We start from the raw sequence: 16,587 nt of genomic DNA on the forward strand, positions 1-16,587 counted from the left end.
ATAAAAATTTAAGCAACATCGATATATCGTTTTGCGTCCTCTGCTTCTTGAGGCTTTGTTAAATAGCAAACCGTCACCATGACAACTACGTTAGCCATCAATCCTAAGATGCCGGCATGGATGCCAAATGGAGTTGAAGCTGCTACGAGCTGGAAGTAATAGTTTACAACGGTGCCGACCAGTAATCCGGAAATTACGCCAGCTGCAGTTGCCCGTCTCCAGTATAAAGCGCTGTAAACTCCTGGTGCGAATTGGACGATCGAGCCATATGCCCCCAATAATAGAGCTATTAATCCCTGACCGCCAAAGATCGTAATGTAATACGCAAGAGCACCGATGACAAAAACACCGATTCTCATAATAAGCAGCGTCTTTTTATCAGAAAGGTTTTTCCAGATGTTTTTGACGACACCATCTGTCACTTCGAGTGAAGCGCTGTGAGTAATGGCATCAGCTGTAGACATTGCAGCAGCCAGAGCACCGGCTCCGACAAGCCCGTAAACCCATCCAGGCATATTCATGACAGTGGTTATTAAGAATGGCAGAACTTGATCTGCATTTTCAAGCTGACCCGCATCTACGACACCCTTTGCTGCAAATCCCACTAGTAATAGCGGCACAAGGAACAAGGCGAATATCGGGTAAGCGAGTACCGTCTTTTTAATGGTTCTTGAATTAGATGCATATGATTTTGAAAATAAATGAGGCCACATAATAAAGCCGATTACGGATACCAAGATAGTTGTTGAGTAGGCAGTCGGATCCATCGTTGAGCCTGATTTTCCGATTTGGAGAAATTCAGGCTGCTCTTTTATGATGTTAGCAAACATGTCTGTTGTCCCGCCGTGCAATTGATTAACGATGGACAATCCGACTACCCAGGAAATAATAATCATCAATAAGCCCTGAAAAACATCTGACCATGCCGCAGCCCGCAGTCCGCCGGTTGCAACATAAATCACCACAATCCCGTATGATACAAGGGCTCCAAGCCAAAATGGAATCCGGCCCTCTGTCATGATATTAAAGATATGAGCCATACCTGTCATTTGAGTGGCCAAATATTGAACAGATGCAAATAATGCGATTAGGCCGACAAGTATGCCTAAAATAGGGCTGTTGTACCTTCCTTTCATAAAGGCTGCAACGGTGTACAGATTGTACTTTCTCCCGATTTTCCCTATTTTTGGACCGATAATATACCAGGGTAAGATTGCAAAGGCAGTATAAGTAATAATATAAAGTGCCGGCGCACCTTTTGAATAAGCCCATCCTGGAGCTCCAAGAAACGAGAAGGCACTGAATACAGCTCCGCCCATCAGGAACCACATAACGAACAATCCCAGCTTTCCGCCAGCTATTGCAAACTCCTCAAGTGAGCCCCCATCTCTGCCTTTACCTGCAGCAACTCCAATAATTAATGCAACTACTAAGTAAGCAACCATCATGATTAAAGCGATTTGCCAGTTGGGCATTATAGGTCCTCCTCTGCGTCTTTTTCAGGATCAAGAAAATATAAACCTATTAAGGCAACAAATGTAATGACAATCCACAGGATGACCCAAAAAAATGAAAAAGGCAGTCCAAGGATAATGGGAGTTGCCCGATTGCCAAGTTCGAAAAATGGAAAAACCAGCATCATAAAAGGAATCAGTCCAACAGTTATAAAAAGGGCAGTGAATTTACGGCTGCTCATCCTTCATCTCCTCCTCTTTCTTTAATCTAAAGCCATTTTCATAGCCGTTCTGTATAATAGCTCCGTTCCAAGCGAGATATCCTCAATAGTTGAAAACTCTTTAGGATTATGGCTGATGCCGTCTTTACAGCGGACAAAAATCATTCCATAATCACATTCATACGACATTGCCAGCGAATCATGAAACGGTCCGCTCATTAATTCAATCGCATTCAGCCCGATGTTTGCGCTCTCTTTACTCATCAATTTTTTTATTCTTTCAGAGCAATAGCGCGGTTCACTATTTGTATCTTCTGAAATGGTATAAGTCAGTCCATGCTGCTCTGAAATCGTGTGGATTTTTTTTCTCAGCTGCTGTTCAATAAGATCGCGTCTTTCAATCTCAATATCTCTTAAATCGATTGTAAAGCTGACTTTTTCGGGAATGATGTTTCGTGAGTCAGGAAAGATCTTCATGCTTCCAACTGTGCCGACTGTTGGCGCCGAAACATCCTCGCTTGTTAAATCATTGAGCGCAACAACGATTTTGGCTGCTCCAACCAGTGCATCCTGTCTCATGTGCATAGGAACAGAGCCGGCGTGACCTGCAAAGCCCTCCAGTTCTACCGTCAGCCATAAGGGTCCTGAAATGCCTGTTACAATTCCAACGGGTGTATCTTTTGCTTCAAGAATGGGCCCTTGTTCTATGTGCAGCTCAATAAATGCGGAAATGCTTCCAGCAGAATATTCTGATTCCTTGAATTTTTCAGGATCACATCCAAATTCAATTAATGCCTCTTTTCGAGTGATGCCATTTTTATCTGTCCGGTCTAACTCGCCATCTTCCAGTTTGCCAAGGATTCCTCTAACTCCAAACAATCCTTTGTTAAAACGGCAGCCCTCTTCATCGCAAAACGCGACGATCTCAATCGGCATATTTGGAGTAATATTCAACTCTTTCAATGTTTGAGCGGCTTCTAACGCACCTATGACCCCGATTACTCCATCAAACCTTCCTGCATACGGCTGTGAATCAATATGTGAACCCAGCATTAATACGGGAGCCTCAGGATTCCTTCCTTCAAGACGGCCAATCAGATTTCCAAAGTGATCGATTCTTGCCGTTAATCCTGCTTCTTCCATCCAGCCTTTTACCGTTTCGACTGCTGCTTTGTCTTCAGGAGACAGAGCAAGTCTGCATACACCTGTATCACTTATTTTCCCTATCTGTGATAGAGCATGTATTCTTTCTTCCAGCCGGGTTTTGTTTATTGTCAGTGTTTTTTCTGTCAATCGTATCCCCTCCTGTGTGAATTTATAGAATATTCTGTATTAATAGTATAGCAAATTTCTCTCTATTTCATTTTTCTTAACGTAAAATGAATCATGATATGTTTTTACACTTTGTCCAATAGAATGGTTATTTAGAATTATTTTGCCGGTTCGTTGTACTTTTCTATTTATATCTATAAAATAGAATGTATAATATATACGGCCACTGGAGGTCCATTCATCAATGAAAGCAAGATACGAACTAACTAATATGAATTTAACGCTCAGCAACGTTACGCTGCGTGATTCGGTAGACAGCTATGTGCTTTTAAAAGCTGCGGATAAAAATAATAATGAAGTAACCATTAAGCTTTCGCACGATCAGGCAGAATTTTTAGAAGCGGAATTCAAAGATTTAAACCGGAGAAGAAAATCTTACTCTGACACTGTGCGCTCGGTTGATAAAGAAGAGGAAGAAGAGGATTCATATAACCTGTTCAGCAGTGAGTTCTTTAATGAGGAATAATAAAAGGTATGTCGCATGCGACATACCTTTTTTGGTTTTACAGATTTTCATTCTGCTGCTTGATTTCATCTCCGCCTAACATGATGTTGGCAGACTCTGTATTTCTGAGTTCATCTACGGAGTCTCCTGATATGTCCTTGAAATTGGGATGTGCTTGGCCATCTTTCAGCTTCAAAAACGACTCATCTTTTTCTTTTTTCATGGTTGAACCTCCTTTTTCTTAAAGGGTTTGTTTTTGGAAACGTATCTATTCGTCCTTTTCCTTGAAATGATCAGACAAGTTTACCTCCCTCCTGTCATATAAATTTAAAAATAGAGATAGGAGGTACAGTCATGCGCTTTGTCTTAATTAAAAAGAAGTGGATTTTATTTGGAGCGGCACTTTTTGCTTTAATAGGAATTGGCATTTGGTATTATTTCAGTCCGATAGCATCTCCGACCTTGAAAATCGAAAATAACAGCGGGAACCTGGAAATCAATATGGTCACAGGGGAATTCAAATCAAAAACGGATGACGGAAAAGAGATTGAAGCCTACAGATGGGACCCGGGAACGATCTATGTGCCTGAAGGAAAACAAGTAACATTAACGATTCATGGAGTGAATGGCAGTGAGCATCCATTCAGAATTGAAGGAACGGACATTACCGGTACAGTGAAAAAAGGGACCAAAACAGTCATTCCATTAAAATTCGATAAAGAAGGAATTTATCGTCTCATTTGCGATACACACTCCCATCACGGACAAGGTGTGCCGATGATTGCGTATATCGTTGTGGATTAAGGATTGGTTTATTTTTTTATAGGATAAGATCTATAAAAAGGGAACTCCAATTTTACTGGAAGTTCCCTCATTAATGCGCTTTATATTCTTAAAGTTGGATTAACTGATGACTCCTTTTAATTGCTTGTTTTGTTTCATAAAGAACAGTCAAACTACACCGAGAACGATGAATATAGTGAAAAATAAAATGGGAATCTGATAAAAGATCCAAATAGTGGGACCATAATATTTTAATTGAACATACTTTTCAATCGTCTTTTCATAAGAGGTTTTATATTCGTATTGAATAATCCATTTGCTGTTCGCCATAATCACAGTACCAAAATCATAATCACCGGGTTTAATTTGTTCTTTATTATTAATCACACCCTCTTTGCCAATTACCGCTGCAGCTCTTACATAATCAATTGGAAAATGTCTGTCTGGCCCATCTAACACTTGCTGATTTTCTTGCAGCCAATCTTCTAAACCTTATACAGGAAAAACGGCAATGAGATTTAGTTTATCCTGATATTTTTCAAAAGCCTTGATAAGATTCTTTTCATCCGCTTGCGTCAGGTCATTTGAATCTTCAAGTACATCAAATACATCATTCATGATGAGCTCTTGTTCCTCTTGCACATTATTCAATTGTGCTGCTTCATCATTGAACTCTTTTTGATCCATGATGGATAAAATGAGAAAAATACAACCCAGCACGAATGCAAATACAATAATTGCCCCTATGCAGTTAAGGAATTTTTTCTGCACTTTAAAAAACTCAGATAACCCTTTAATCATGTTCTGTTTACCGCCAAAATTTTCAATAGCAATCCGAATAGCTTCTTCTTCTGATTTAAATACAAGCTGCATAAATCGCAGCTTGTATTAATCGTTTGTCATTAAGTTATTTGCTGCTCAGTTTCCTTCCCAAAAATCGCAATGCTTTGCCGATCCGTCACAAATTCACGTCCGTTCCACTTCAAAACATTCATCATGTAACCTAACCCATCTGCACTGTACCTGCCTGGGATATTCTGATACGCATCCAGTTCATAAATGCCGTCCCGTTCAAAGTCGACCGGGTACAGTCCTGAAAGCGGAGCTACCCAGCCCTCAACAGGTTTCTTTAAAGTGCCGTCTTTATTATAAATTTCGTTCAGGTACTCCTGCCCTTTATATTGAAGGTCAAGAATATATGTTTTAGCCGGCTTTAAACTATTTACTTGAGCCTTGAATTGATCTAGATAAAAAACTTCGTATTTATTTGATTCATTAAACGTTTCAGAGTCGAAAATCTGTTTGAAGTTCCTGTCCATATAGGAAAAAACATAGGTGAATAGAATGCCTCCGCTGCCGCCTGAGTTTATGACTACTAAAATATCTTCTGCTTTATTGCCGGTGAAATCACCCAAAAACAAAGATGGATCATATCCGGCATTCTCTTTTAAAGTGATTTGCTGCACTTGTCCGGTGCCTCCATTTTTAACATTTAGCGTGATATTCTGCAGAAATGGACTGTCCGGAGTTTGATCGGCAGTCAGATAGACGGTATCAGGTATGCCATCTCCAGTGACGTCTCCTTTTTCCTCGGTCACAATATAACGGCTCATCTCAGGAGTATTAAGATAAAAATCAGCAAAATAAGGACTGTTTCCCTTCAAATTTGCTGCCTGCTGCCATGAATTGTGAACATTTTTTAATATGAGAACATAATGCTCCCCTTTGTATCTATAGGCAGCGGCTATTTCCATGATTTGGTCTCCGTCAATATCACCAACAAGAATGGCCTGGCGGTTCGTTGGATGCAATATTTCCAGCACTTCAGCTTCATGCGGTAGAAAATGCTTTATCAATGGCAAATAATTGTTATTTATCGGATTCATTCTGCACCTCTTTATTGAAACATTTGATACACTATTCTATGCGCTCTTATCTTTGGTTAGGATGAAATCATAACGATCGCAGGATGAGAACAATCGTGTATAGTAAGAGTAATGAATTTTTAAAAGGATGAATGTAAATGAAAAAAATCATCGTAATCGGTGCAGGAATCTTAGGAGCTTCGACTGCCTATCATTTAGCTAAATTCGGAGCTGAGGTCACTATAGTAGACCGCAAAGATGCAGGACAAGCAACAGATGCTGCGGCCGGAATCGTCTGCCCCTGGGTATCACAGCGCAGAAATCAAGCCTGGTATAAGCTTGCCAAAGGCGGAGCCCGTTACTATCCAGAATTAATTGATGAACTAGAAAAAGAAGGTGAATCAGATACGGGTTATAAGCGGGTAGGCGCGATTATCCTGCATCGTGATGAAGATAAGATTAAGAAAATTGAAGAACGGGCTATTAAAAGAAAAGAAGATGCACCGGAAATCGGCAAAATCACTCCATTATCCAAAATAGAAACAAAAAAAAGCTTTCCTCCGCTGTCAGATGACTATTTCTCCGTTCATATTGAAGGAGCTGCACGTGTTGATGGCCGTGCTTTAAGAGACTCCCTTTTAAGAGCTGCCGAGAAAAAGGGAGCCGTTTATATTCATGGGGATGCTAAACTTCAATATGAAGGCAACCAAGTGACAGGAGTGTTTGTTAATGGGAAAGATTTTTCTGCAGATGCGGTCATAATCTGCGCAGGAGCCTGGGCAAATGAATTACTAAAACCTCTTGGCATAACTTTTAAGGTTACCTATCAAAAAGCTCAGATTGCCCATTTGAAATTAGAAGACGCAAATACGGATTCCTGGCCTGTAGTCATGCCTCCAAGTGATCAATATTTACTTGCATTTGATGAACAGCGGATTGTGGCCGGAGCCACGCATGAAAATGAGATTGAAGGATTCGATACCAGAATTACAGCAGGCGGTCTGCGGGAGGTTTTTAATAAAGCATTAGAAACGGCTCCAGGCCTAGATGAAAGTACCTTTCTTGAAGCCAGAACAGGTTTCAGGCCATTTACACCGGGCTTTTTGCCTGTAGTAGGTTCCGTACCGGGCTGGAGAGGATTAGCAGCTGCAAACGGACTGGGAGCATCGGGGCTGACGATGGGTCCTTTTATTGGCCGAGAGCTTTCAAAGCTTGCACTTGGCATGGAACTTGAGATTGACCTCGATCTATATAAAATTGAAGGGGCTTTGGGGGACTGAAGATCTCCCTCCCTTTTTGAATTTTATATTTTTTGGATAAAAAAAGATATACGATAATCGTATATCCTCTAAATTAATCCTATTAACTTCAATCCGATGAAAACAAAGATCCAGCTGTCCAGCCTGTCGAGAATGCCTCCGTGTCCAGGAAGCAGCTTGCCTGAATCTTTTACTTTGAAGTGGCGTTTTAAAGCTGATTCTACAAGGTCTCCAACTTGACCGGCAATAGAAACGACAAAGATCAGAAGGACTGTTTCACCATAATTGTCAAATGGCTGAAAACTCATTTGCATGACAAGACCAATAATGAGAGCAATGATGATGCCCCCGATTGAACCTTCAATGGTTTTATTGGGGCTTACCTTTTCAGCAAGCTTCGTTCTGCCAAACTTTCTGCCGACAAAATAGGCCCCTGAGTCAGTTGCCCATATTGAAATTAATACTGCCAGTGTCCAAATAAGGCCTTCATCAATTCTCGCTTCTGCCAAAAACACAAAGCCAAATCCAATGTAGAGAACACCGATTAGCAGCGTTCCAGCTTTTTCGATCGAATATTCAATATTAAAAACGGTGGATGTCAGGAAAAATAAAACGAGTGCAAGCAGCACTTTAATTTGGATAATCTCAAACGTTACATTCAAAAACGGAAGCAGCGGGAGAAATAACAGCACAATTCCTGCAAGGCCAACAAAATATTTCGTCCCGTATTTTCTGATTTTAATGATGGTTGTCAATTCATGAAAGGCAATTATGGCTAAGATCATGGCTAAATAAGTAAACCAAAATGCTCCAATGTAGAATGGAATCATGAATAAAATCAAGATAATAATGCCGGTGATGATGCGTTCTTTCATTTGTTACACTTCCTTATCTTTTTTTCCATTAGAATTGATTGTACTATAAAGATAAGAAAAACGAAAAACAAATCTGTATCTTTAAATAGAAATTTCCTGTATTTCTAGTAAAATCCATCGATAAATAAAAAAGACCAAATGCATAAAAGCACTTGGTCTTAAAATTATGTAGATCAGTTTTCTTCTGCTTCTTCTTCCATCAATTTATCAAACGCAGCCGATACTTTATCGAACTCGTCGTCGCTTTCTATGGCAGTGAAGTCTCCTTCTTCGTCTACACGAAGGAAGTAGATGTCAATGTCTTCGTCTGTTTCTTGCTGAATTTCTTCAACAAAACCAACTGCAACATATTCAGTGCCGTCTACTTCTAATACCCCAAGAACTTCTACTTCCTGCTCCTGATCGTTCTCATCGCTGATTGTAAAAATCTCGCCTACTTCAATTTTATCCATCGTAAAATCTCCTTCCATTAGTTGAAATTTGGATGAATTCTTTGCTTTAGTTATTTTCCCTAACTCAAATAATATAATCCTCTTTTGAAACCAATTTATTATAACACTTTAAACGGTAATTACCTATTAACCGTTTTACAGCAGCGGATTCATTAACGAAGCTGTTTTTCTTTTCTATAAAGACATGTAAAAAGTAGATAGCTCTAATAAAATAGATCAGGCAGGTTATCAAAAATACTTATGAGAGCCTTAACAAAATTAATCGAGCCAATAAAAAAGCATACGGCAGGGCCGAATGCTTATCTTTCGTTATTTATAAAATACTTTATCTACATTATATTTAGCCTGAAGCTCATTAATAATGTATGTCTCGTAAATTTCACGATCTACTGCATTGTCTACGATGCAAACGGCAATTTCATGTACTTCATCACGGTTGTTTTTGATTGGAGATACAGTATCTTCAAAATGTTTTTTGATTCTTTGTCTAAGCTTGCGTGCTTTGCCTACAAACAAAAGCTCATCATTGATATTGTAAAACATGAATATTCCGCCTTTATCGCGGGGAATTCTGTTGTAATCAGTAAAACCGTATTCGCTGCTTAATGGAGCTTCAACAGGCTGACCTTTAACCGGATTTCTTGTCAGGACAACATCTGCTCTAGGGATTTCAATTTTAATCATTAAGATTCACTTCCTATATTATGTGACTTGTTCTTATCAAATTCGTGCGAAAAATGAACTTATGTATTATCTCATACGTATAGCGGAAAATGCCACCAAATCTTATAAAAAGAGTATTCAATATATTAATTTGTTTTCAGCTATAAGGTACACATGGTTTTGTTTTTCTGCGAAAACGGCTGATTCCCCTGTCTTGAGGGTGCTATAGACAAATGCAGATACCTGCAGACGGGCACCTGTTGAAAGTTTAACATGATAGACAGGCTGAGACATGACATTCATTCCTGATTCTAAAATGTCTGCAGTCTCGTACTTTTCCAAAATGGACCCTTTATGTGTTGTAATTGTGAGTTCGCTTTTTACAAAGCCTGTCCAGGCATAATAAAGGAAAAGTCCTGCCATAAAGAAAATGATCAGGTGTGTCGGCCGCTTCATTAAAATCACCTCCATATAGTTATATCCAATTTCAGCATAATAAAAAGCTGCGAATTCATTCCGCAGCTTTTTTCAGTTTTATTTCTTTCACCTTTTGAAAATCCTCATCTGGCCACCATGCTCCGCAATCATCAGAAACTACACATGCTGCACATTTTTCCAGATCATACACCTTCATTCCTGTAATTGGCGGAGAATAAAGGTGGATAGTGACAAGGTTGGTGCCTTGTGCCTCCCCCATTTTATGCACGCCTCCTATTGGCGCAAAAAAGATCTTCCCGCTCTCTTCTTTCTCTGTGAATAGTTCAGAAGGCATTTGATTCTCTTTCACCTCATATATAGTGTTTTCAGAAACTCCGTTAATGACTTGAATCCACCCATGCGACTTCCCGTGATCATGAGGCGCACATTCCAGTGCTGACCAGTTCATCACAAGCAGCTCAAGTGATTCATTTTTATAAAGGAGCTTTCGGTAGTATGGTTTATTTAGTTCATTGTTAAGAAATGGTTCTAATTCTTCAAGCTGTATATTCAGATTTTTTAAAGCTTCCAATAATTCCATTTTTGACGCAGTTTGAATACTTCCAAGAATGGTTTGGACTTTATCAATTAGCTTCAAAATAGTAACCTCCGTTCAAGTTCAAGTATCACTTTAAACATTATGATTCGATATCTTATCCATATGTAAAAAAATTTCTAGCAACTTTGTCACATGTTTCGATGTGGGTGAATAACCTAAACCGCAGAGGAGGGATTATGATGAACAATTACCAATATGGGTATTACCCTGGGAATTGGACGCAGGAAGAACCATATGAAACTAGAGAAGATGCAATGAGCACTTGCAGAAGGCATATGAATTTTTATGTCATTGCACGAATGTCAGATGGCTCTCAAGTTGAAGGAATTATCGAGGATATGGATAATGAGGGTGTCACGATGATGATTCCTGAAGAAGTGGAAGAAAGTGAAATGGATGCGAACAGGCAATATGGATATAGAAGAAGATTCCGCCGTTTCCGAAGACGCCGTTTTCCGTATTACGCGTTTATCTTTCCATTTTTCATCCCATATCCATTCTATTATTAACAGCTAAACTCATGAATCGAAGAGGTTTCCTTATGAAGCCTCTTTTTTCTAATCATTACAAGCGTAAAATCCTGTGCTATGATAGGGAAAGAAATGTACATAGTAAGGAGCTTTTCGATATGAATTCTAAAGAAACACAAGAACAAATCATCCGCAATTATCAGCGCGACGAGCAAATGATGATACTTGTCTTTGCCCAATGGTGCATCAATCATGATCTTGACCCTGCAGAACTTTATGTACGCGCATACCCTAATCAGGCGGAAAATCATGAATTGAAGCAAGCAATCGAATTAACTGTCCCCAAAGAGGAAGCTGGCGAAATTTCAAACGATACACTTCTTGGTGTACTCTCCCTGTTTGGAAATGACGATCTTGCTTTTGTGGCAACGGAAGAGATTTCTAAATGGAAAAATAAATGATGACATGAGAAAACCCAACAGAAGTTGGTTTTTTTGTGTTAAAGGTTTGAAAGATCCTTTTTCTTTGAAGGCTTTGTAATCGTATATTCTTTAAAAGATTCACTCTTTGTAAAAAGATTAAATATATACTCTTTTGTTATCTTTAAATTCTCTTCTGCTTTTTCAGCGAGATAAGAAACTCTTTCAAAAATAACCGATTTTAAATGAGCTATATCTCTTGAAATTTTCTCGGTCAAAGCTTCTTGATGATTGATTTTCTCGATTACACTCTGATGAAACACCTCTTGCAGTTCAAGCCTGTTTTTAATCTGTTCTTTAAGTTCAGCATGCGAATCCAGCTGGTCTATTATTTTCCCCTGTAAACTCTCATACGTTTTAAATCTCCCTGAAAGTTCTCTTATAGACTGGTCCTGCAATGTAAGCTGATCAATAATTGCCTGGCTTACATGACCTTCACTTAATAACTTGCTCATCATTTCTTTGTTTGAATTTTCCAGGATTTCTAATCGTTCACTCATTATTTTTGATGCAGACTGCTGTGTTTCTATATTTGACAGCAGCGGTGATGTCGCAGCTTCCTGTTTTTCTAATTTCCGGTAAACAGCATGAAAGTGCTGCGTTTGCTCTGTTCTGGACTCATGCAGTAAGCTGTTTAAGGCATTTGCTGCATGTGAAAGTTCAGTATTTACTTGCTGCTGATGTTTCAGAAAGTCTTGCATATAATTGACCCGGAAGTATTCCTGATTTGAAGTACTCGCTGTTGAAGGAATCGTTAAATAAGCCTTTGATTGACCTTTATGGCTGTCGTTATTGGACACGTTTTCCCTCCTTCCTCTCCTATTCATTCTTTATAGTCTATGTAGGTGTCTTTTTCCATGTGACCCTCATATGTTTGGGCTTAAAATTAAGCGAAGTGTTGGTTAACAGAAAAATAGAAGGAAATTGAGAATTAATGGAGAGTTCTTTGGCAGCATGAATGCCATGAATCGTTTTTTTAGAACTAATCTTCAGAACGGGGATAAACTTTTCAGGCACCTTATTTCGGTGTGAACGAAATTAAGATACCAATGCAGAAAAATGTAAGGGTTCTCATTTTTTTAATGCAAAAAAATAAATGAATTGAATTTACAAGAGATTTAATTCATTTGTTCATCCACAGAAAAAACAGCCGACTATTTAAGTAAGGACATAAATTTATCATTTACGTAGACCTTTATTTCTCTTTCAAGTTTTTTTGATTGAACGAACACCTTGAAGTCTTCTTTTGATACATCAGATTTTGTCGCTATGTCGACTAAAAATGCTAATTCTTTATTTGAAATGACCGTTTTCATCATAGTCCTCCTATATTTGAATTAATATATGATTCGTTTTTAAGAACGTTTTTCCGAGGGTCACCACAATCTGCTTTTTAAATCCTTTATTTAGGGCATATTATGTGTGGAGGTGAATGGAATGAGCAGTAAATTTACAGGATCAAACCGCGGTAAAGCAGCACCCAGCGTGAATCCTCAGGGCCATGGAAAAGATACTGAGTTTTCATCTGAACCTAAAAGCGAGCTTGAGAATAGAGCTAAAAAATCCAATACGAAAATTTAGAAAACGGGAGGCAATGCTGCCTCTTTCTCTTTCCTTAGCTATTAATTGTTATAGGATTGGCTCAGCTCCTGAACGATATATTGTTGCTTACCTGACAACTAAAACAATTTATGAATAGTATGCAATAAAGCCTCTCTTGTAAAAAGAGAGGCTATTTACTATTTTGCCGCTTTAAAGAAATAATCACTCAGGAAGGATTTGTTAGCTTTAGATTTTAGAAAAAGACAGAACCTATAACTGCATTAAAAAAAGTAATTATGAAACGGGTGATTGAAAATGAATAAAAATAATATCCAAATCCTTCCCATCATTGCTTCTATCGGCATTGGCGCAGCTGCATACAGTTTGATGACAGGCCGCGGAGGACAGCTTCAGAATATGATGCCGCAATTAACGGGAATGAGCAGCCAAGGGGCAAATAACCAATTTTCTGCACAGCCGGATCAAAATCAGTAAAATTCAGCTGATCGGGAGAACGAACTGTGATGGGTTCTCCTGATCACAAAAATGAAAGGAGAAGCCATATGGATATTCATTTTTCTAACATGCTAAATAGAACGAAAATGAATCTAATTCAAGCCGCTGCTTTTGTCAAACAGCGAATCGATTCACTAACAGGAACCCAAACTGCTACCATTGAACAATTAGCAGCTTACATCCGGTTCCATCCGCAATCTGTAAAAAGGACCAAGCATCTTTTAGGTCTGACCTTTTCGTTTTATACATTGGACCAAGGTGATGTCCATTACAAGCTGGAAACCAGGGGGTCTAAGATTTTACAGCTTGATGTACGTACTTTAGACCATAAGGTAGTAGCTTACAGGTCTTACCTGGATCAATCTAGTGTGGATAAACCAATCCGTTTTTTTAAACTGACATAACTAGAGAGCTAAAATCATTAGCTCTCCATATTCCTATTTTATTTCATCTGTGATTATTTTGTATAAATCAACTGAATATGAAGATGGCATATCTCCTTTTAATTCTTCCAGCTGATCCATCATCTCTTTTGCTTCTGCCAAATAAGAAATCGCTTCTTTCATTTTATCTTTATAAGCTTTAGTTGTTCTTTGAATTTCTGGTGCAAATCTTTCATCAGTTCCTTGCGTTATGCAATTTTCATACATATCAATTATTTCATCTGCATGACGCTCAGGCTCATATTCATGAGGTGCCGTACTGTCAAAAATCGCAATGCCTAGTTCCCGCAGTATGACCATGTCGAGGCTGTTTGGATCAAATCCGCAATGATAGACTTCAACATCAAACCCTCTTTCTTCACCAGCGGCTGCAATTTTCTTCAGCATTGTCGATTTGCCTGAACCTGCTCTGCCTTTAATAAAATAACGCTTTTCGATATCTTCTGTTAAGTTTTGAATAAAGTCTACTGCTCCATCAGGTGTAGCTGCGCCAAGGAAGCGGTGTTTTACATCAGAAGGTTTGCCGGCCTTCTCTTCTCCATAGAAAAGGTTTATAAGATCAGTTGATAACTGATTCGCTTTAGTAAAATCCATATTTGCGATATATATATCTTCAATATCATCATGTGCTTTCAGCGAAGCTGCGAACGTTTCGTATGCTTGCTTTAATTTAGAAGAAATGTCAGCTGTGAGCTGTCCGATTGCATCATAATTTGCAGATTGGTGTTTCATGTCATTATTCATGACAATCACTTCAAGATTTTCTATCGGGATGTGACTGCGAATATCTGGCACCGCATCATCTATGATTCCTGTTCCGGCACTTGGAATAATGAACCCGTCGAGCCACTCATTATTAGAAGGACAGTGTAAATACTCAATAGAATGTCCGGCTGCAAGGAATGATTCACTAATCGATTTCATGTATTCTGATTTATAGGCTCTTGACCCGCCCTTAAGCATGAACACTCGTGATAAATCCTTAAATGCAGAACCATACAGGCTGAAATAACCTTTAGCTGTATTCCCGCCGGCAAAATAATGAAGAGCTTTTCCGCTCATCTAATCATCCTCTCACTCTTTTTTTCTAACATATGTTCAAAGTGAGTAAGGGTGAACGCCTATTTTTAAATTCATGAATTTGTGAATCATAGAAGTTGTATGATTCCACAATAACGAGCAAATTTAGAAAAAGAGGAAACATAGACCCTGTTTGATTCCTCAAAGCAGATCAAATCCGGAAAAAGAGGAAGCATAGACCCTGTATGATTTCTCAAAGCAGATCAAATCCAAAAAAGAGGAAACATAGTCCCTGTTTGATTCCTCAAAACAGATCAAATCCAGAAAAAGAGGAAACATAGACCCTTTTTGATTCCTCAAAACAGATCAAATCCAGAAAAAGAGGAAACATAGACCCTTTTTGATTCCTCAAAGCAGATCAAATTCGAAAAAAGAGGATTCATAGCACCTCGTCGAACCATCAACCCCGCCCCAATCTTAAAATAAAAAACCTGCATTTCTGCAGGCTTCAAAAAATACTTATTGGACAGTGCTCTCTAAATCTTTTACTAATTCAAAGAGAAAACTATAGATCATTTCAAATGCTTTGTTCAAGGTTAAATCTCCATGAAAGCCCTCTATGAGATCACAATCAAAATTCACATCCCATAAACCGTCTTTATCATTGAAAAGCAGCTGGAATTTTGTTGTCTCTCCATTAGCTTTTTCATTAAACCATTTTCGGATGCTGCTTCCGGCTGCCTTTTTCTGTTTTAAACCGAGCAGTCCTTTGTACGTGCCAAAAACATCATCATGTTCTAGCGTTAAGCCGTCAATTTTAATAATGTTAAACCAATCAGATTCTAAATAAACAAACTCTTTTTGATTCGATTTTAAGAAATTTACTTTTTCCTGAAGAAACTGAGATGGATTTTCAGCTGAAATCAATTCTTCTGTTTCTTTATCAACGCGTTCCATATAAGCATCTTTGAATCGAGACTGTGCTTTCTCTTCCACTAGTTTAATTTGTTCAGGAACAAGGCCATGCGCCTCAGCAAATTCTTTCTCTTGTTTGTAAAGGCCAATAGATTGATTTTGCGGATGATGATTTATTTGATTTTCAATATATGCTTTAATTGTTTTTTGCAGCATGTTCAGTCCTCCTGTATTTGCGGAAATCTATTCCTATCATAACCCAACATGAAACTGCTGCAAACATATTAAAAGATCGAACCTGGTATTCAGATTCGATCCATATAGGCCTTTTATGAATAATTATCCTGCAGAGCTTTATCCAGCAGCTTTTGACACCTATCAAGCTCTGCCTTCAGCTGTTTTTTATACAGCTTTGCTTTCTCATAATCCTCGAACTTGTAATAAACGACCTCCTGCAGCTTCATGCCCTCTTTCTTTCTTTTAACCTGCTTCAATACTCCGTCTTCTATCAATTCATGCAGCGATTTATATACTTCTGAATGATTTGGTCTGTATCCATATCTTCTGAATTCATCACGGAGTACATCAAGCAGCTTTAACCCATACAGCTTATCCTGTTCCGTCATTCGGATCATATAGAGCTTAAGAAAAGCTCTCTGTTTTAATAAAAATCCGCTCGCACTTCGTTTCTCACCCATTCGAAACATCTCCCTCCTGAAGATATTTTGATAGCATTATGTTCTAATAATTCAATGTTTTTAGAAAAATTCCTGCTTTATATTGAAAATTGAGTCTTTTGCCCCTTTGTAAACATATA

General features: G+C 38.6%; 25 protein-coding genes. 8 read left to right on the plus strand and 17 right to left on the minus strand.

Features of this window, described 5'->3' with window-relative positions; translation table 11 throughout:
* Positions 1 to 8: 8 nt before the first annotated feature.
* The 3 genes from GJU41_RS07640 to GJU41_RS07650 are packed head-to-tail and all read right to left on the minus strand — an operon-like array spanning position 9 to position 2,974.
* Positions 9 to 1,475 carry a sodium:solute symporter family protein gene (locus GJU41_RS07640; protein ID WP_070877409.1) on the minus strand — a complete coding sequence of 489 codons (1,467 nt, stop codon included), beginning with the start codon at positions 1,473 to 1,475 and terminating at the stop codon, positions 9 to 11.
* On the minus strand, positions 1,475 to 1,696 hold the full coding sequence (locus GJU41_RS07645) for a DUF3311 domain-containing protein (protein WP_070877410.1): 222 nt from the start codon (positions 1,694 to 1,696) through the stop codon (positions 1,475 to 1,477). Before GJU41_RS07645 ends, GJU41_RS07640 begins: the two co-directional genes overlap by 1 nt.
* Positions 1,697 to 1,717: 21 nt before the next feature.
* Complete coding sequence (locus GJU41_RS07650) at positions 1,718 to 2,974, minus strand: M20 family metallo-hydrolase (protein WP_070877411.1); 1,257 nt, start codon at positions 2,972 to 2,974, stop codon at positions 1,718 to 1,720.
* Positions 2,975 to 3,191: 217 nt separating this feature from the next.
* On the opposite strand from GJU41_RS07650, the gene GJU41_RS07655 reads away from it, so the two are divergent.
* Positions 3,192 to 3,473: a hypothetical protein gene (locus GJU41_RS07655; RefSeq protein ID WP_070877412.1), complete on the plus strand. Its 282-nt coding sequence runs from the start codon at positions 3,192 to 3,194 to the stop codon at positions 3,471 to 3,473.
* 37 nt (positions 3,474 to 3,510) lie between these two features.
* Here GJU41_RS07655 and GJU41_RS07660 read toward each other — a convergent pair whose 3' ends face one another.
* A complete protein-coding gene (locus tag GJU41_RS07660; RefSeq protein ID WP_154318221.1) occupies positions 3,511 to 3,675 on the minus strand; it encodes a hypothetical protein in 165 nt (54 codons plus the stop codon).
* 131 nt (positions 3,676 to 3,806) lie between these two features.
* Here GJU41_RS07660 and GJU41_RS07665 point away from each other — a divergent pair, with 131 nt between their 5' ends.
* A complete protein-coding gene (locus GJU41_RS07665; protein ID WP_070877413.1) occupies positions 3,807 to 4,256 on the plus strand; it encodes a cupredoxin domain-containing protein in 450 nt (149 codons plus the stop codon).
* A gap of 147 nt (positions 4,257 to 4,403) precedes the next feature.
* Here GJU41_RS07665 and GJU41_RS07670 read toward each other — a convergent pair whose 3' ends face one another.
* Genes GJU41_RS07670 through GJU41_RS07680 form a run of 3 tightly spaced genes read right to left on the minus strand, consistent with a single transcriptional unit; the run spans position 4,404 to position 6,121 of the window.
* Entirely contained in the window at positions 4,404 to 4,694 is a 291-nt protein-coding gene (locus GJU41_RS07670; RefSeq protein WP_070877414.1) for a hypothetical protein, read from the minus strand.
* 33 nt (positions 4,695 to 4,727) lie between these two features.
* A complete protein-coding gene (locus tag GJU41_RS07675; RefSeq protein ID WP_070877415.1) occupies positions 4,728 to 5,108 on the minus strand; it encodes a DUF948 domain-containing protein in 381 nt (126 codons plus the stop codon).
* Positions 5,109 to 5,137: 29 nt separating this feature from the next.
* The gene (locus GJU41_RS07680; protein WP_224771368.1) at positions 5,138 to 6,121 is read right to left on the minus strand and encodes a hypothetical protein; all 984 of its coding nucleotides are present in this window, start codon (positions 6,119 to 6,121) and stop codon (positions 5,138 to 5,140) included.
* A 137-nt stretch (positions 6,122 to 6,258) separates the two neighbouring features.
* Here GJU41_RS07680 and GJU41_RS07685 point away from each other — a divergent pair, with 137 nt between their 5' ends.
* The gene (locus GJU41_RS07685; protein ID WP_070877416.1) at positions 6,259 to 7,380 is read left to right on the plus strand and encodes an NAD(P)/FAD-dependent oxidoreductase; all 1,122 of its coding nucleotides are present in this window, start codon (positions 6,259 to 6,261) and stop codon (positions 7,378 to 7,380) included.
* A gap of 68 nt (positions 7,381 to 7,448) precedes the next feature.
* On the opposite strand, the gene GJU41_RS07690 is transcribed toward GJU41_RS07685, so the two are convergent.
* The 5 genes from GJU41_RS07690 to GJU41_RS07710 form a co-directional block, all read right to left on the minus strand.
* A complete protein-coding gene (locus tag GJU41_RS07690; RefSeq protein ID WP_070877417.1) occupies positions 7,449 to 8,234 on the minus strand; it encodes a phosphatidate cytidylyltransferase in 786 nt (261 codons plus the stop codon).
* A 173-nt stretch (positions 8,235 to 8,407) separates the two neighbouring features.
* Positions 8,408 to 8,686, minus strand: a complete 279-nt coding sequence (locus GJU41_RS07695) for a DUF1292 domain-containing protein (RefSeq protein WP_070877418.1) — start codon at positions 8,684 to 8,686, stop codon at positions 8,408 to 8,410.
* A gap of 309 nt (positions 8,687 to 8,995) precedes the next feature.
* Positions 8,996 to 9,370: a nucleotide excision repair endonuclease gene (locus GJU41_RS07700; protein WP_070877419.1), complete on the minus strand. Its 375-nt coding sequence runs from the start codon at positions 9,368 to 9,370 to the stop codon at positions 8,996 to 8,998.
* Between the two features lie 117 nt (positions 9,371 to 9,487).
* Positions 9,488 to 9,805, minus strand: coding sequence for a hypothetical protein (locus GJU41_RS07705; protein ID WP_070877420.1), 318 nt, complete (start codon positions 9,803 to 9,805; stop codon positions 9,488 to 9,490).
* A gap of 55 nt (positions 9,806 to 9,860) precedes the next feature.
* Positions 9,861 to 10,424 carry a cysteine dioxygenase gene (locus tag GJU41_RS07710; RefSeq protein ID WP_154318222.1) on the minus strand — a complete coding sequence of 188 codons (564 nt, stop codon included), beginning with the start codon at positions 10,422 to 10,424 and terminating at the stop codon, positions 9,861 to 9,863.
* A 137-nt stretch (positions 10,425 to 10,561) separates the two neighbouring features.
* Between GJU41_RS07710 and GJU41_RS07715 the strand changes: the two genes are divergently transcribed.
* The gene (locus tag GJU41_RS07715) at positions 10,562 to 10,894 is read left to right on the plus strand and encodes a hypothetical protein (RefSeq protein WP_212031433.1); all 333 of its coding nucleotides are present in this window, start codon (positions 10,562 to 10,564) and stop codon (positions 10,892 to 10,894) included.
* 119 nt (positions 10,895 to 11,013) lie between these two features.
* Positions 11,014 to 11,316, plus strand: coding sequence for a hypothetical protein (locus GJU41_RS07720; protein ID WP_070877540.1), 303 nt, complete (start codon positions 11,014 to 11,016; stop codon positions 11,314 to 11,316).
* 38 nt (positions 11,317 to 11,354) lie between these two features.
* Here the strand turns inward: GJU41_RS07720 and GJU41_RS07725 are convergent, their stop codons facing one another.
* On the minus strand, positions 11,355 to 12,134 hold the full coding sequence (locus tag GJU41_RS07725; RefSeq protein WP_070877422.1) for a hypothetical protein: 780 nt from the start codon (positions 12,132 to 12,134) through the stop codon (positions 11,355 to 11,357).
* Between the two features lie 354 nt (positions 12,135 to 12,488).
* Positions 12,489 to 12,653 (minus strand): hypothetical protein, encoded by a 165-nt coding sequence (locus GJU41_RS07730; protein ID WP_170292737.1) that lies wholly within the window; start codon positions 12,651 to 12,653, stop codon positions 12,489 to 12,491.
* A 118-nt stretch (positions 12,654 to 12,771) separates the two neighbouring features.
* Here GJU41_RS07730 and sspL point away from each other — a divergent pair, with 118 nt between their 5' ends.
* The 3 genes from sspL (at position 12,772) to GJU41_RS07745 (ending at position 13,796) form a co-directional block, all read left to right on the plus strand.
* On the plus strand, positions 12,772 to 12,915 hold the full coding sequence (gene sspL, locus GJU41_RS07735) for a small, acid-soluble spore protein L (RefSeq protein WP_070877423.1): 144 nt from the start codon (positions 12,772 to 12,774) through the stop codon (positions 12,913 to 12,915).
* Positions 12,916 to 13,191: 276 nt separating this feature from the next.
* On the plus strand, positions 13,192 to 13,371 hold the full coding sequence (locus tag GJU41_RS07740; protein ID WP_070877424.1) for a hypothetical protein: 180 nt from the start codon (positions 13,192 to 13,194) through the stop codon (positions 13,369 to 13,371).
* Positions 13,372 to 13,439: 68 nt separating this feature from the next.
* Positions 13,440 to 13,796 carry a hypothetical protein gene (locus GJU41_RS07745; RefSeq protein WP_070877425.1) on the plus strand — a complete coding sequence of 119 codons (357 nt, stop codon included), beginning with the start codon at positions 13,440 to 13,442 and terminating at the stop codon, positions 13,794 to 13,796.
* A 33-nt stretch (positions 13,797 to 13,829) separates the two neighbouring features.
* Here the strand turns inward: GJU41_RS07745 and GJU41_RS07750 are convergent, their stop codons facing one another.
* The 3 genes from GJU41_RS07750 to GJU41_RS07760 form a co-directional block, all read right to left on the minus strand.
* Positions 13,830 to 14,897, minus strand: coding sequence for a PRK06851 family protein (locus GJU41_RS07750; RefSeq protein WP_070877426.1), 1,068 nt, complete (start codon positions 14,895 to 14,897; stop codon positions 13,830 to 13,832).
* A 477-nt stretch (positions 14,898 to 15,374) separates the two neighbouring features.
* On the minus strand, positions 15,375 to 15,986 hold the full coding sequence (locus tag GJU41_RS07755; protein ID WP_154318224.1) for a hypothetical protein: 612 nt from the start codon (positions 15,984 to 15,986) through the stop codon (positions 15,375 to 15,377).
* A gap of 113 nt (positions 15,987 to 16,099) precedes the next feature.
* The gene (locus GJU41_RS07760) at positions 16,100 to 16,468 is read right to left on the minus strand and encodes a replication termination protein (RefSeq protein ID WP_070877428.1); all 369 of its coding nucleotides are present in this window, start codon (positions 16,466 to 16,468) and stop codon (positions 16,100 to 16,102) included.
* Positions 16,469 to 16,587: the final 119 nt, after the last annotated feature.

Source organism: Metabacillus idriensis, assembly GCF_009674765.1.
GTDB classification, from domain to species: domain Bacteria; phylum Bacillota; class Bacilli; order Bacillales; family Bacillaceae; genus Bacillus_P; species Bacillus_P idriensis.